At 37.5% G+C, this 15,333-nt stretch carries 13 protein-coding genes; 6 read left to right on the forward strand and 7 right to left on the reverse strand.

The features are described 5' to 3' along the window. Positions 1–7: 7 nt before the first annotated feature. From hutU to hutP, 3 genes are all read right to left on the reverse strand, one after another. On the reverse strand, positions 8–1,666 hold the full coding sequence (gene hutU / locus EM808_RS16015; protein ID WP_127739224.1) for a urocanate hydratase: 1,659 nt from the start codon (positions 1,664–1,666) through the stop codon (positions 8–10). 75 nt (positions 1,667–1,741) lie between these two features. After that, positions 1,742–3,253 carry a histidine ammonia-lyase gene (gene hutH, locus EM808_RS16020; protein ID WP_127739225.1) on the reverse strand — a complete coding sequence of 504 codons (1,512 nt, stop codon included), beginning with the start codon at positions 3,251–3,253 and terminating at the stop codon, positions 1,742–1,744. 277 nt (positions 3,254–3,530) lie between these two features. Next, a complete protein-coding gene (gene hutP / locus EM808_RS16025; RefSeq protein ID WP_127739400.1) occupies positions 3,531–3,959 on the reverse strand; it encodes a hut operon transcriptional regulator HutP in 429 nt (142 codons plus the stop codon). Between the two features lie 372 nt (positions 3,960–4,331). Between hutP and EM808_RS16030 the strand changes: the two genes are divergently transcribed. From EM808_RS16030 to EM808_RS16050, 5 genes are all read left to right on the forward strand, one after another. Next, on the forward strand, positions 4,332–4,916 hold the full coding sequence (locus EM808_RS16030; protein ID WP_127739226.1) for a GNAT family N-acetyltransferase: 585 nt from the start codon (positions 4,332–4,334) through the stop codon (positions 4,914–4,916). A gap of 47 nt (positions 4,917–4,963) precedes the next feature. Then, a complete protein-coding gene (locus tag EM808_RS16035) occupies positions 4,964–5,758 on the forward strand; it encodes a MerR family transcriptional regulator (protein ID WP_127739227.1) in 795 nt (264 codons plus the stop codon). 546 nt (positions 5,759–6,304) lie between these two features. Beyond that, positions 6,305–7,114 (forward strand): TrmB family transcriptional regulator, encoded by an 810-nt coding sequence (locus EM808_RS16040; protein WP_127739228.1) that lies wholly within the window; start codon positions 6,305–6,307, stop codon positions 7,112–7,114. 74 nt (positions 7,115–7,188) lie between these two features. After that, positions 7,189–7,920 carry an AzlC family ABC transporter permease gene (locus tag EM808_RS16045; protein WP_127739229.1) on the forward strand — a complete coding sequence of 244 codons (732 nt, stop codon included), beginning with the start codon at positions 7,189–7,191 and terminating at the stop codon, positions 7,918–7,920. Continuing rightward, the gene (locus EM808_RS16050; RefSeq protein ID WP_127739230.1) at positions 7,911–8,237 is read left to right on the forward strand and encodes an AzlD domain-containing protein; all 327 of its coding nucleotides are present in this window, start codon (positions 7,911–7,913) and stop codon (positions 8,235–8,237) included. The genes EM808_RS16045 and EM808_RS16050 overlap by 10 nt, the downstream gene beginning before the upstream one ends. Positions 8,238–8,363: 126 nt before the next feature. Here EM808_RS16050 and EM808_RS16055 read toward each other — a convergent pair whose 3' ends face one another. Together EM808_RS16055 and EM808_RS16060 are read right to left on the reverse strand one after the other, a co-directional pair. Further along, positions 8,364–9,404: an NAD(P)-dependent alcohol dehydrogenase gene (locus EM808_RS16055; protein ID WP_127739231.1), complete on the reverse strand. Its 1,041-nt coding sequence runs from the start codon at positions 9,402–9,404 to the stop codon at positions 8,364–8,366. A 352-nt stretch (positions 9,405–9,756) separates the two neighbouring features. Beyond that, complete coding sequence (locus EM808_RS16060) at positions 9,757–10,362, reverse strand: TetR/AcrR family transcriptional regulator (RefSeq protein ID WP_127739232.1); 606 nt, start codon at positions 10,360–10,362, stop codon at positions 9,757–9,759. A gap of 272 nt (positions 10,363–10,634) precedes the next feature. Between EM808_RS16060 and EM808_RS16065 the strand changes: the two genes are divergently transcribed. Next, positions 10,635–12,080, forward strand: a complete 1,446-nt coding sequence (locus tag EM808_RS16065) for a DHA2 family efflux MFS transporter permease subunit (protein WP_127739401.1) — start codon at positions 10,635–10,637, stop codon at positions 12,078–12,080. Between the two features lie 21 nt (positions 12,081–12,101). Here the strand turns inward: EM808_RS16065 and EM808_RS16070 are convergent, their stop codons facing one another. Continuing rightward, on the reverse strand, positions 12,102–13,379 hold the full coding sequence (locus tag EM808_RS16070) for a GHKL domain-containing protein (protein ID WP_225314718.1): 1,278 nt from the start codon (positions 13,377–13,379) through the stop codon (positions 12,102–12,104). Between the two features lie 240 nt (positions 13,380–13,619). Beyond that, positions 13,620–14,933: a PTS sugar transporter subunit IIC gene (locus tag EM808_RS16075; protein ID WP_164849687.1), complete on the reverse strand. Its 1,314-nt coding sequence runs from the start codon at positions 14,931–14,933 to the stop codon at positions 13,620–13,622. Between the last annotated feature and the right edge of the window lie 400 nt (positions 14,934–15,333).

Genomic DNA, 15,333 nt, shown 5'->3' on the forward strand with positions numbered 1-15,333 from the left:
CAACCTTTTACTTTAGATTTGGGATATTGATTCCTTTATCCTGCGCTGTATCAATTGCTAATTCATAGCCTGCATCAACATGGCGGACAACACCCATTCCTGGATCTGTTGTGAGTACTCTTTCAAGCCTCTGCCCTGCTAATTCTGTACCATCTGCAACGACAACCATTCCGGCATGAAGAGAATAGCCCATTCCAACTCCGCCGCCATGGTGTACAGATACCCAGCTTGCACCAGCAGCTGTATTAAGTAATGCATTTAAGATTGGCCAGTCTGCAACTGCATCACTGCCATCCTTCATTGCTTCCGTTTCACGATTTGGCGAAGCAACAGAACCTGCATCCAAATGGTCTCTTCCAATCACAATTGGTGCAGACAGTTCTCCGCTTGCAACCATGTCATTGATGATTTTTCCAAATTTGGCACGCTCCCCGTAACCTAACCAGCAAATACGCGCCGGGAGTCCTTGGAACTCAATTTTTTCTCTTGCCATCCTTATCCAATTACATAAGTGGTCATTATAGGAAAACTCTCTTAAGATGACTTCATCTGTTTTATAAATATCTTCTGGATTACCAGATAATGCGACCCAGCGGAACGGCCCCTTTCCTTCACAAAACTGCGGGCGAATATAGGCAGGTACAAACCCTGGAAAAGCAAAGGCATTTTCAACACCTTCATCAAAGGCAACCTGCCTGATATTATTGCCATAATCAAAAACGATGGCACCTTTTCCCTGCATCTCAAGCATTGCTTGAACATGAACGGCCATGCTAGCCTTTGATTTTTTTACATATTCAGCTCCATTTTCTCTGCGTAATGTTTCCCCTTCTTCTAAAGAAAGCCCAATTGGCAAATAGCCATGAAGCGGATCATGTGCAGACGTTTGATCTGTTACGATATCTGGAATAAACCCACGTTTAATCATGTCTGGAAGCACTTCAGCAGCATTGCCGACTAACCCAATGGATAACGGTTTTCCTGCTTTTTTCGCTTCGTCCGCTTTAACGATTGCTTCATCCAATGTTTCTACAAGGACATCACAATAGCGTGTTTCCATTCGTTTTTTTATGCGACTCCTGTCAACATCGATGCCAATTAAAACACCGCCTGCCATTGTGACAGCTAAAGGTTGCGCTCCACCCATTCCGCCAAGCCCTGCTGTTACAGTAATTGTCCCCTTCAATGATCCGTTAAAATGCTGGTTTGCACATTCAGCAAAGGTTTCATATGTTCCTTGAACGATGCCTTGTGTACCAATATAAATCCAGCTTCCAGCTGTCATTTGTCCATACATCATTAAGCCCTTTTTATCAAGCTCGTGAAAGGTTTCCCAATTCGCCCACGCAGGTACAATATTAGAATTCGCTAACAGGACACGTGGTGCTGCTTCATGCGTTTTAAAAATGGCGACAGGCTTGCCTGATTGTACTAACAAGGTTTCGTTGGCCTCAAGTGATTTCAAGGATGCAACAATATTCTCGAATGCAGTCCAGCTTCGTGCAGCCTTCCCAATCCCGCCGTAAACAACCAGATTTTCAGGATGCTCCGCAACTGCCGGATCTAAGTTGTTCATTAACATTCTTAATACCGCTTCCTGTTCCCAGCCTTTTGTATTTAATGTAGTTCCTCGAGGGGCGCGAATTATTTTGTTTTTCCCTTCCATGCTTCAACCTCCTGTATTCTTTATCATTATATTTATTTGTAAATTTATAGAATATGAGATAAGTCAGTCATTTCCTTACGTTATTGCACCTGTATCAAAAGACCAGTTTTCCTGCTTTAAGGCTTGATCTAAATTTTCAATATCTGTAGCAAACACGCGATCACTTATTATTAACGGAACGGTTGCACGGATTTTTTCATGAAGCAATTTTGACTCTGGTGCAAGCTTCTCACACCCTCTTATATCTGCAGCCTGTGCTGCGCATATTGCTTCAATTGCAACTACCTTTCTTGCATTTTGCACAATTTCATATGCATGGCGTGCTGCTGTTGTCCCCATACTTACGTGATCCTCTTGATTTGCGGAGGAGGGAATGGAATCAACACTTGATGGATGTGCCAATGTTTTGTTTTCGGAAACTAATGAAGCAGCTACATATTGGGTAATCATCAAGCCTGATTCAAGACCAGGATTCGTGCTAAGAAATGCAGGTAAATCATTTAACTGAGGATTAACAAGGCGCTCAATTCTTCTTTCTGATATATTGGCAATTTCTGCAACCCCAATACTTAAGAAATCCATTGCAAAGGCGATTGGCTGTCCGTGGAAATTTCCGCCAGAAATGACTTTACCGCTATCAGCAAAAATCAATGGATTATCTGTCGCTGAATTTATTTCAATCATTAATTTTTCTTTCACATAATTTAATGTTTGTGAAATCGCACCATGCACTTGAGGAATGCAGCGAAGCGAATAGGCATCCTGCACCCTGAGCTCCCCCTGTTTTGTTGTCAGCTTGCTGCCTTCAACATAAGAAAGGATCCGTTCTGCCACTTCCTGCTGTTCTGGATATGGTCTAACTAAATGAGACTCAGGCGAGAATGCATCGACAATTCCTCTTAATCCTTCTAACGTTAAGGCAGCTACTCTATTTGCCATATGAAACAGCTTTTGTGCTTCTAAATAAGCTAAAACACCGACAGAGGTTAACGCTTGTGTACCATTAATTAATGCAAGACCCTCCTTTGCTTTTAAACGAATCGGTTTTAAGCCAGCACGCCTTAACACTTCCTTTGCTTCAAGCTTTTCTCCTAGATAAATGGCTTCCCCTTCTCCTACTAATACTAGTGCCAAATGTGCTAATGGCGCTAAATCACCACTTGCGCCAAGAGACCCTTGACTTGGAATAACCGGGTGAATTTCATGATTTAGACAATCAATAAGCAATTGCAGTGTTTCTGGCCGAATCCCAGAATAGCCCTTTGCCAGTGCATTTGCTCGAAGCAGCAGCATCACTCTGCTAACATCCTCTGAAAAGGGCTTGCCGACAGCACAGGCATGGCTTCTTATTAAATTGATTTGTAAATGCTCTAAATCATCCGTGGAGATTATCGTGTCACTAAACTTGCCAAAGCCCGTATTAACACCATAAATTACATTCTTATCCTCAATAAGTTTTTCCACAACAGCCCTGCTTTTTTTTACGTTTTCCCATGCATCCTCATGAACTTCAACTGTCGCTTTTTTGTTTAATACAAGCTTGATGTCTGTAAATGACAATGTGCTCCCATCAAGAAATACATTCATGCTACCGCCTACTTCCCCTTCTTTTTTCACATACAAAAAGGGGACTGCATAAAGAAATAAACTTCTTCATGCAGCCCCCTATATACTAAGAACTATGGGCTCTAAATATTAAATGATTGTCAATTATTTCAAATGATAATTCGCTAAAATTCCTAAATGTCTAATTGCTCACTACAATGATTATACATTTATTCAGAATATTTCGCAAACATTATTTTATCAATTTACCCTGTTTTTTTTTGCAACTATTTAAATAGCCACACACAGTTAAAGACGACTATATATGGTTAAACCCTAATCCTAATGCATCGTGCTCAAAGCCTTTTTTCGGGGCACCGATTGTTCCAAAAATACAAACACAAATCCATTCGCCATTATAGCCGTACTTTTCAATTTCACCTCTAACAATTCCGAACGTCAGACCTACCGTTCGCAATATTTCACCGAATTGCACATTGCCTCTCCCAACACCTTGCAGAGCTTCTAATATTGTGTGATAAAGTGCATGAACCTCTCTGTATGCGTCGCCATCAATAATATTATTCGACTTAGCCGTCGTTTCAATTGCAGCAATTACTTTAAATAAATCCATTGCGCCAACTTTTCCTACAGTATAACGGTAGCCTCTTTTTGTTAATTCATCTTTAATTTCCTGTTCGCCGCTGCTGTTATGTAAAAGTGTTAACAATGACGTTAATTTGCCCATCGAATAGTTTTTCACAGAGCCATCCCCTTCCTGAAGAAAAAAATTTCTAGTACAACAAAAAAACTTCGCAAAAGAAGAACAAAAATAATCTTCTTGCCAAGTCTACCCCTAAAAAACTAAACACTAATTGAACATGCCTATATGTAACTGACTTCACTTAATCTTCCATACTAATTTCTAAAAAACTGATTTTATTTGGAAGCATTTTACTACCTATCTCTATATTTTCTATTAAATTGCTATTAGATGTCAATATAAATATCCGAATTTTCCAAATTCATAACAAACCAAAGGATAGTAATTAGTGATTGACCTTAGAATGACTAGAGGGTTTATACTTAAACCAATTAATGAACAGAAAGTTGGATACTAATGATTAGAAGCATTTCACAAAAGGATACAACGGAAATAACAGCTTTATTATGGGTAATATTCGAGGATATGGAGCTGTCACTGCTTAACAAAATTCCGAAAAACAAGGTATTAGAAATGGTGGGAGAAGCGATGGCAGATCCAACTTATCGGTACGGAATGAACAGAGGGATAGTATTTGAACATAATGGTGAAATAGCCGGAGTCAGCTTTGGGTACCCTGCAATAGATGAGTCTGTAATCGATGAACCGTTTAAAAAGGTATTAATAAAGAATGGCTATGCAGAAAATGAAACCTTATTTGTTGATAAGGAGGCATTTCCAAAAGAGTGGTATTTAGACTCTATAGTCGTTCATAAAAAATACAGAGGTTTAGGAATTGGTTCGATTTTACTGAAAGAAATGGACCATTTAGCGATTAATGCGGGCTACAGCACAATCGGCCTTAACGTAGATATTGGCAATCCTAAAGCAAAAAAGCTATATTCAAGTATAGGCTATAAAAAAGTGGGCGAAATAGTTTTAAGCGGACACCGTTATGAACATCTTAATAAACCCTTAATGAACACCCGTATGGCAAATTAATAGCAACCGAGTTATCTAAGATTAATACAAATAGATGGAGCAGAAATATGAACTGGAAAATTAACGAAATTGCTAATCTTTATGATATCAGTGCACATACCTTGCGCTATTACGAGGAGATTAATTTAGTCGTCCCCCGCAGAGGCGAAAATAATTATCGAATTTATACAGATGAAAATTTACAGCAATTAAATATCATCCGAGATTTAAGAAAATTTAATATTCCATTAGAAGAAATAAAAGACTATTTGGAAAAACGCACCGTAGAGAAGACGTTAAATCTGTTGAAAAAGCAGCAGCTCTTTATTGAGCAAGAGTTAGCTGCATTACAGGAGATGCAGCATATCGTCGAGGAAAGAATTGATGTTTTTACACAAACTGTGCCATGTGCAGAGGGTGTGTGTCAGCTAATCGAATGTCCAGACAGATATGTGATTGCAAGCATTGATAAAGATATTGACAGTGAGCATGTTGACCTTTCTTTGAAAGAGCTATACAAAAAATACGAAAACAACCTCCCTCATTTAGAACAACATATGATAGGAAGTTTTTTGTACAATACTGAGGGCAATTCTATCAGTCACCGCGTTTTTTATTTTATTGAAAATGCTTCTGATTCCCATACAACGATTTTGCCTAAAGGAAAATATGCTGCGATTTGTTATAAAGGCAGCTACAAAAAAACCGAGCAATATATTGTAAAGCTGAAGGAGTACATAATCGATAATAAATTAGAGATGGACGGCGATCTTTTCGAAACGTATATCATTGATTTTCATGAAACGCATATAGCGGATGAATATGTGACAAGGATTGAAGTGAAGATTAAGGAAACAACTTAAAAAACCACTAATGCTCGAACGTGGTTTTAGGCTAGCTTCCAAAGTAATTTCTAAAGCACGGTTGTTAATCGTTCTTTTAAAATTCTTTAAAAGCATAGGGATACCAGAATTTCCTTTCCATAGGGCAAGCAATAAACCGCTTTGGCACTCTCCTCCTCTAATGTTCTTGCCTGTCTCTTAATCCCCGAGTAGTCTCTTCCTGCAGCGAGGACGTATGCTTTTTTTGAGTACAGATAGTTTAAACTTCTAAGCAAAGACCTGACCATAACTATTTCTTTCTATATAAGCCCAAATGATAAGCAAACTTATAAATTTTGCTTATCATTTGGGCTCTTTATTTGTTGTTTAGTTGAAATATAAAAAATAAAGAAGCGAATGTTAATTTGACTTTCCCCGTTTATTTTCTAACAACCCTAGCCTCCCCTTTATCAAAAAGTAAAAAAATTCTTGAAATTAAAATTAGGAAGTATTAAACTAACTACTATAAAGGCATGGAGTAAGTATTATACTAACTACTAAACAATTTAAATCAGAAGGAGTGCTAAGATGGACGATATTTTCAAGGAATTGCAAAAGCTCGGATTTTCACAATATGAATGTAAAGCATATGTCAGTTTACTAAAGCATTCCCCCATGACAGGTTATGAGATAAGTAAGCGTTCCAGTGTACCTCGTTCCATGATTTACGAAGTACTTGGAAAGCTTCTTGATAAAGGTGCGGTCTATATAGTTCCATCTGACCCTGTAAATTATGCTCCACTGCCAGCAAAAGATTTAATATCTCGCTTGCGATTAAATTTTGAAAATTCATTTGACTTTTTAGAAAAAAACTTATCCATACTCGAAAGCGAACAAGAGGTAGACACCATTCATCGTATTAGTGGTGATGAGAATGTCCTTGCGGAAATGAATAGCTTAATCATACATGCTCAGGATGAAATTTGGTTATCCGTTTGGGCTCCACAAATTCCTTCTATAGAGGATACAGTGTTACGTAAAGAAAAGGACGGACTCTCTGTTACCTCCATTTTATTTGGAGCTCCCGATACTACGCTTGGATATACTACACATCATGATTACATGTCTCCTAAAGTAGCAGAAGAGCGAACAAATGGCAGACTGACAATTGTAGCCCGTGATAATGAAGAGGTTATTATTGCGAATTTTTCCCCAGCTACTCAAGGTTGGGCCATTAAAACACAAGATCCAGCCCTTGTTTTAGTTGCACTAGAATATATTGGCCATGATATTATATTTGCGGCATTAACAAATGAAATTGGGGAGCAAAGAGTAGAGGCTCTTTGGCGTGAAAATAAAGAATTATTAAGGGTAGTTACTGGAAAGCGGTTCAAATAATTATTTTGAACCGTTTTATTCTCCATGCATCATAGTAGTTAGTATAACAACACCTATTTAGAAAGGAGCTTATTATGTCACTTAATACTAGTTATTCTCATGTCTCACCGAGAAGTGAGCCAGATGATTCTTTTTTTCAAGGAGTACGAGCTTGTATACCAACACTTATCACATACTTAAGCATTGGGTTTGCATGTGGTCTTGTTCAAAAAACGGCAGGGCTTAGTCTAGCAGAAATTTCATTGTTAACATTATTTGTATATTCTGGCTCCGCCCAGTTTATCGTTGCTAGTATGTATCTAATCAATCCGCCAATTGCTGTCATAACCACTATTTTCTTTGTTAATTTGCGACATTTGCTGTTAAGTGCTGCCTTATCACCTTTTTTTCAGCATGTCTCCCCCTTTCGTAACATGTTAATCGGTGCAATATTAACGGATGAAACGTTTGGTGTTGCCCTTCAAAAGAGTGTTCAGAAGAATAATTTAAGTGAAAAATGGATGCATGGTCTGAATATAACTGCCTATATTAATTGGTTTATTGCCAACTTATCTGGGGCTTACTTTGCACAGTGGATAACAAACACAGATGTACTTGGTTTAGAGTTTGCATTACCTGCAATATTTATTGGCTTATTAGTTATAACCATTGCGGAACGAAAAACATTGTTAAGTGACTTGGTTGTCAGCATACTTGCAGTGCTGCTTTTATTAATTAGTTCGTTATGGTTCTCTAGTAGCTTTAGTATTCTGATTGCAACTATTTTAGCAGCTTCAATAGGGTTGGTGATGTCTAAATGGAAGTAAGTTGGAATGTTCTTCTTATTATAATTGGCGGTGCTGTAGTTACGTTTATACCAAGAGTGATGCCAATTATGGTACTCAGTAGAATGAAGCTGTCTGAAGGTGTACAAAAATGGCTGCATTTTGTGCCGATTGCAATATTAGCTGCCATTGTTGGTCAAGAGTTATTTATTAAGAATAACGAAGTAAATTTATTGCTTAACAAAGAACTGTTGGCAGCAATTGTCACCATAATTTTTGCGATAAGTACTCGAAGCTTATTATGGACAGTTATTTCAGGAGTTACAGCATTTGTACTAGTACGATGGTTATTTTCCTAATAAGATTTTTCCTAGAAATATAGTAGGAATACACAAATATTGAACTTTAGAAAATAATTTTTCGTAAAGAAAAGGATGCCTTTATCCTAAGGCATCCTTAATAGCTTCATAGTTAATTAACAAAGCTTACATTGTACTTGTATCAATAACAAAACGATATTTAACATCAGAAGCAAGTACACGCTTATATGCTTCGTCAATTTCATCAGCTGAAATGATTTCAATATTCGGAGCTATATCATGCTCTGCACAGAAATCTAGCATTTCTTGTGTTTCACGAATGCCGCCGATCATAGAGCCTGCGAAGGAACGGCGATGTCCGATTAATGACATTACGTTAAGTGATAACGGCTCACCAGGTGCACCGACATTTACCAATGTTCCGTCAAGTGACAGCAAGGAAATATATGCATCAAGGTTAATACTCGCACTTACTGTGTTAATAATAAGATCAAAGGAGCCTGCCAGCTTCTCAAATGTTGCTGGGTCACTTGTAGCATAGTAATTATTTGCACCGAATTGTAGTCCATCTTCTTTTTTACTTAATGTTTGTGATAGAACTGTTACGTCAGCACCCATAGCATGTGCAATTTTAACAGCCATATGACCTAATCCGCCAAGACCAACAACTGCAACCTTTTTACCTGGACCTGCTCCCCAGCGATTTAATGGTGAATATGTTGTAATACCTGCACATAGTAATGGTGCTGCAGCATCAAGCTCGATGTTATCAGGAATTTTCACCACAAAATCTTCTGTTACGACAATATGTGTAGAATAGCCACCCTGTGTTGGCTCACCATACTTGTCCACACCAGCGTATGTAGGAATATTCCCTTTAAGGCAGTATTGCTCTTCACCTCTAACGCAGTTCTCACATTCTCCACATGAATCAACCATACAGCCGACTCCAACTCTGTCACCAACCTTATACTTTGTTACCTCAGGTCCAACTTCTGTGACAATTCCGGCAATCTCATGTCCTGGTACTAGTGGATAGTTCACTGGACCCCATTCACCGTGAGCAGTATGGATGTCAGAGTGACATATTCCTGCATACTTGATTTCAATCAGAATATCTGTTAAATCCAGGTCACGTCTTTTAATTTCTGCAGCTCGGAACGACTTATCTGGACCGTCTACTGCTCTAGCTTTAGCTGTTGTCATTTGTTTGAACCTCCAATAGAAAATAATTTTTAAAGAGATAGATTCCTATTCTCTTACAAAACTAGCATAAGCCCTATAGTTAACTCTAAGTCAAGCAATAAGGTATACTGCAACAATAAAACAGGAAATTTTTATCGTTATTTCTCTGTTCTTACTTCATTTATAAATATGAAAAAGCCACCCAACGGCAGCTTAACAGACTAACTGAAAATAAAAGGAAAACACTTTTGCAGGAACTGAATTAATACTTTCCATAGAAAAAAGCCCTATTCCGAAGAATAAGACCTTAAGGGAAGTACTGTTTTATTTTCCTATTTTATACATTTATAAATAAGAAGGATAACCTTCTTTTCTAATTTAAAAGATTATCAATTTCCATTTTATGTGCCAGGAGATAAAATTGCTTAGCAAGAAAATGGGGTGTGTATGGCAAATCATTACGCAGCCAAGCCACAATTGTTCCAATTAGTGCTGAGGAACCATACCACATGGCAATATCTGTTTGAATTTCTTCATCCCCATTCCCAATTTTGGCATTGCCTTTTTCCTTAATACGCTCTGTAATCATTTTCGTCAGCTCATTTGACAATCTTCCCATAAATATTGGTGTTTTTCTGGAGCCTAATGTCTCTTTATAAAAGCTAGAGTGCTCCGCAAAATGCTCAAGCAAGCTTGTTAGCACCAGCCAATCAGCATTACTTGAATATTGCTCTTCTGTTCTTGCGTAAAGAATTTGCTGGATATCCTCTATCATGTCGTCAGCCATCTTTTCTAACATATCTGGTATGTCACGGTAATGCAGATAGAACGTTACCCGACTTATAGTCGCTCGCGCTGCAATCTTACTTACAGTCATTTTCTCTATATCCATTTCCTTTAATAGGTCAACAAAAGCCTCTTTTATTAAATGTCGTGTACGAACAATTCTAGGATCTGTTTGATTTTTGGAAGCATCCATCGGCTTTACCTTTCCTCCCTAATAAACAAATATGATTTAAATGTACTAAATCCTCTATCTAATTAACATTAGATAAAAATATGTAAATTAGTTTACACAATGCTCACAATTGTAAATTGCAAAATAGCATTGACCGTTTATAATCTACTTTATGCCATGTTAATTATCTTACACAGTGTAAATTAAGTCTATAGCAAAGGAAAGGAAGTTATACATTGAGTAATACGGAAACATCTACAAGTACAATTAAAAAAGGGCCTATTTTATTTATTATGATTTTAGGAGCTTTCTTAGCGACGTTAAACCAAACATTAATGAGCGTTGCTACTCCAGAATTAATGATCGATTTTGACATTACGGCGGCAACTGCACAATGGCTCACAACTGGCTATATGCTAGTTAATGGAATTCTTATTCCAATCACAGCCTATTTTATGCAAAGATACTCGACTCGCCAACTATTTCAAGCGTCTATGTTTATTTTCTTGGCAGGGACGATTGTATCTGCTGTAGCAACAAGCTTCCCAGTTCTCCTGACTGGCCGTATGATTCAAGCGGCAGGAGCTGGTATCATCATGCCGCTTCTTACAAACGTAATATTTTCGATTTTCCCTGCAAATAAAAGGGGTGGAGCAATGGGGATGGTTGGCTTTGCAATCATTTTCGCTCCTGCAATCGGACCAACACTAGCTGGTTATATTCTTGAAAACTATAAATGGGAAGTAATGTTTTATGGAATGATTCCTTTCGCCATTTTAGTAATTATCTGTGGATTTATTTACCTAAAAAATGTTTCTGAGCAAGTTGCGACTAAGATGGATATTATCAGTGTCCTTCTGTCTACAATTGGTTTTGGAACATTATTATATGGCTTTAGCCGTGCTGGCAGTGAAGGTTGGTCAAGTGCTGAAGTGCTAGCATCTATAGCAATCGGTGTTATTGCACTTGCACTTTTCAGCTGGAGACAGTTGACTTCTAAAAGTCCATTACTGGATCTTAAAGCCTTTAAGTATAATATGTTCTCCTTAACAACAGTTATCAACATTGCTGTTACAATGGTTATGTATGCAGATATGATGCTGCTACCATTATATTTACAAAGTGCCCGCGGCTATACAGCTTTAGAATCAGGACTATTATTACTGCCTGGAGCATTAGTAATGGGCTTCCTAATGCCTATTACAGGAAGACTCTTCGACCGCTATGGTGCAAAATGGCTGTCCATTAGCGGAATTCTTATTATGATTATTACAACAATAGGTTTCGTAGATTTAACGGATTCTACGAGCTACACTTATTTAATTCTTATGTCTACCTTCCGTCGTATCGGAATGGCACTTATGTTAATGCCTATTCAAACAGCCGGATTAAATCAGCTGCCTGCAAGCTTGACTGCACATGGTACGGCAATTTCCAATACTATTAGACAAGTCGCTGGTGCGGTAGGTACTTCCCTGCTTGTAACGATTATGACAACTCGTACGGAAACACATTTAACAGATGCAATGTCTGCTGGCGGAAATGCTGCCAACCAAGCTCAAATGATGTTAGATGCAACAATACAGGGAATTAATGATGCTTATGTTGTGATTATCGGAATTGCTATCGTTGGATTAATTCTATCCTTCTTTATCAAAAAAGTATCGCCGGGAACACAATCAGCATCACAAACGAAAAAACAGCAAGCTTTGAGAAACGAACCAGAAGCAGCTAAATAAACAAAAAGGACTGATAAGTATTCATTGCTTATCAGTCCTTTTCGTTGTTATTTGTTTTATTGGTATTTTTACACGGGCAATCGTCTCATTTTTATTAGACTGAATAGAAATTTCCCCACCATATCTATTCACTACTTCTTTAACAATAAATAGTCCTTGACCCCTGATTTTTCCCTTTTGGGCCTTTTTCGTCGAAAACCCTCTTTTGAAGATTTGCTCCTTCACTTTATCATTAATCGGATATCCAGTATTACAAACTTCAAATATATATGTTTTAGCATCAGCCTTGCACGTAATGCTCATTTTTCGTTGCTGCTCAGGCAATTCTATTGTTGCATCCATTGCATTATCTATTAAATTAGATAATACCTTGATTAAATCTGTTGACGCTATTTTCCTATACTCGTTGTCTATTACATCAAATTGAATATCAATATTATGATTTTGAGCAGCAAGCTTTTTCGTTTGCAAAAGCACAGATAAACCGGGGTTGCTGACATTTAAATTGATTGATTGTATTAAATGTACTTCTTTAGTTAGCATGGCTATATAATCGTTAGCTTTGTCCATTAGTCCAAGCTTAAGCAGCCCATGCAGCACCTGAATATGATTAGAGTAGTCATGACGTAATGATTGCACAGATGATATGAGTGATTGCAGTTCAAACTGATAGGTATCCTCTGTATCGCCTACTTCTTTTTTCAGCTCTCTTGTATACCATTTTTGGAGAACAAAAAAAGCAGCAAGCATAAGAATGACAAACAAACCACTAAAGATAAAGGCAGAAATACTGCTTTTTAATGCCTTTTTACTCACATTATTGATTGTATCTGGGCTAATATCAATTCCAAGATAGCCGATGATTTCATCCTTTTGATCCTTAATAGGCACTCCGACAGTTAGGTATTCACCATATATTGGATCTTGGATAATGTCAGTTGAAAAAGTCTTTCCGTTGTAAGCTTTCACTACCTGTTCTTTTGGAATCGTACATATTCCGCCAATAGGAAACTCTTGCTCACTATCTTGCAAGGCAACAATCATCGCCCTCGTTACATTAGGGTTATTAACTAGCAGTGTGTACACATGTAAAGAGCCGTTTTTTTCCTTGGCGTCTTCTAAATAGCGTTGAATGACGTCATATTCCTTGCTTTTCACAGGATTTTCAAGAAACTTTTTATATGTTTCTGTATCTAATGAAGCCGCTATTTTTTTGGCAGTTTCTATATTTTGATTGACGATAGAGTTTTCTGCCGTTTTTTTTATACTAGAATAAGAAGAATATATATTCACCATCATGAAAATAACCACTATAAAAAAAGATATAATAAAAATTGACTTCAATTTTTTATTTCTCATTTATACATCCTTGCCACGTTACTTTTACGTTGAAAATTTTTTAGAGTATAAGAGTATTTTACTACATAATCCAATCCTTTTCTTCGTTATTTTCCCACTTTAACCTTATTTTTCACTAAACTATTTAATCCAGCTGCAAATTACAGCTGGATTATTTCTCTCCCCTATTATGCCTACATGTCAAACAGATACAGAAGAATCAGCTGTCTGTTCATTCTCCTGAATGCTCTCTTTTTGCTTTTCTGATTTTTCATATGCTTTCCAGAACGGATAATACACCACAACCCCTATGGCAAAATTAATTACCACCATCAAGACACCTTTCCAGTCGCCACCTGTAGCAACATAGCCGGAGATAAACGGCGGTGTTGCCCATGGTAATTCTACAAAAACTCTATTGATTAGATGTAGGGAAAAAGCACTGTAGGTGACAATTGCTGCAATTGTTCCAGAGAGAATGAAAGGAATGATAAAAAATGGATTTAAAACAATTGGCAAGCCAAAGATTACTGGCTCAACAATGGTGAAAATTGCCGCAGGTGTTGCAATTCCTGCCATTGTCCTTGCCTGCTTCAACTTAGATTTCCACATCCAGAATAAAATTCCCCAAGCGGCAGCTGGCCAGATTGTGATACGTTCTACTACCGTTGTCCATATATGAGGCAATTGTTTTATATCCACTCCATTAGATAATGCCTTAGCATTTTCTGCGACCCATTGCAGCTTTAAGGGTTCAAAAATTGGTCCAATCATATTATCACCATGCATGCCAACTGCCCAAAGCAATAGACCGATTAGGACTCTAGGGATAAAAACAAAAATGCTATCTGTACCACTAAAAACCGGCCCTAAAACTGTGTTTAAAAAGCTTGTAATATCAAAGTTGAGAATGGATCGTACAACCCATAACAAGGTAAATATAACGAAAAAGGGAATTAAAGCAACGAAGGCATTCGTAACATTTGCTGGAACACCATCTGGCATCCTTATCGTAATTTTCCTTTCTAAGAAAAAGCGGTACAGCCGAATACTAATTAAACTGCTGATGATTGCTGCAAATAACCCGCCTGCTGCGAAGTTAGTTACACTCATTCCGTTAGATAAGTCATTTATATTAATTAAGAAGAAGGCAGCTATGCTTAGTAATGCCGCATTGATCGAGTCAATTTCAAATCGTTTAGCATAGCTCATGCCAATGGCTATTGCTGCATACAGTGATAAAAAATTCATTGTCATATTATAAAATATCAAAAACTTCGATGAAACAGAGGAAAGAACGGGAATGAGGGGATCCTCACTAAAGGTTCCTGGCAATCCCAGCATCGCAATTAACAAGAACAAACTGCCAATAATCACAATTGGAACAATGGCCACTAGACCATCCTTAACTGCCGCTACTGCAGGTATATTACCGAATTTTGCCATCGGTCCGGCCAGACGATCTACTACAAAATCAGATACTTTCTCTAAAAAGGACTTCTTTTGATTATTCATGTGTTTCCCTCCCAGTTTTCTCTGAACCATTATTCGTACTTGTCGACAAATACTTTTTTGTAAGCGCTATCTAAAACTAATTCGGATTATAGGGTCTATAAAAATATTTGTCTATAGCACAAAATCTCGAAACTGGCCGCAGCGACGCTTTTTTCTATTTAGTTTAGCCAAAAATTTATACTATTTCCCAAATGACATAACAACGATATCCGCTAAAAAATCCAGCAATTATAAGAATTATTGCAGCGACTATAGTAAAAATCAGATTTCGGGAAATGAAATTCAATTTCAGAATCTCTTTTAGGATTCACAAATAATGAAATCGTTCTCCTAAATCCCCTCCACCTCTTTTCTCAAGTAAATCCATGATGCTATGATTATTTTGAAGATGGAAAGGAGA

Source organism: Niallia taxi, from assembly GCF_004005475.1.
GTDB lineage: Bacteria > Bacillota > Bacilli > Bacillales > Cytobacillaceae > Niallia > Niallia taxi.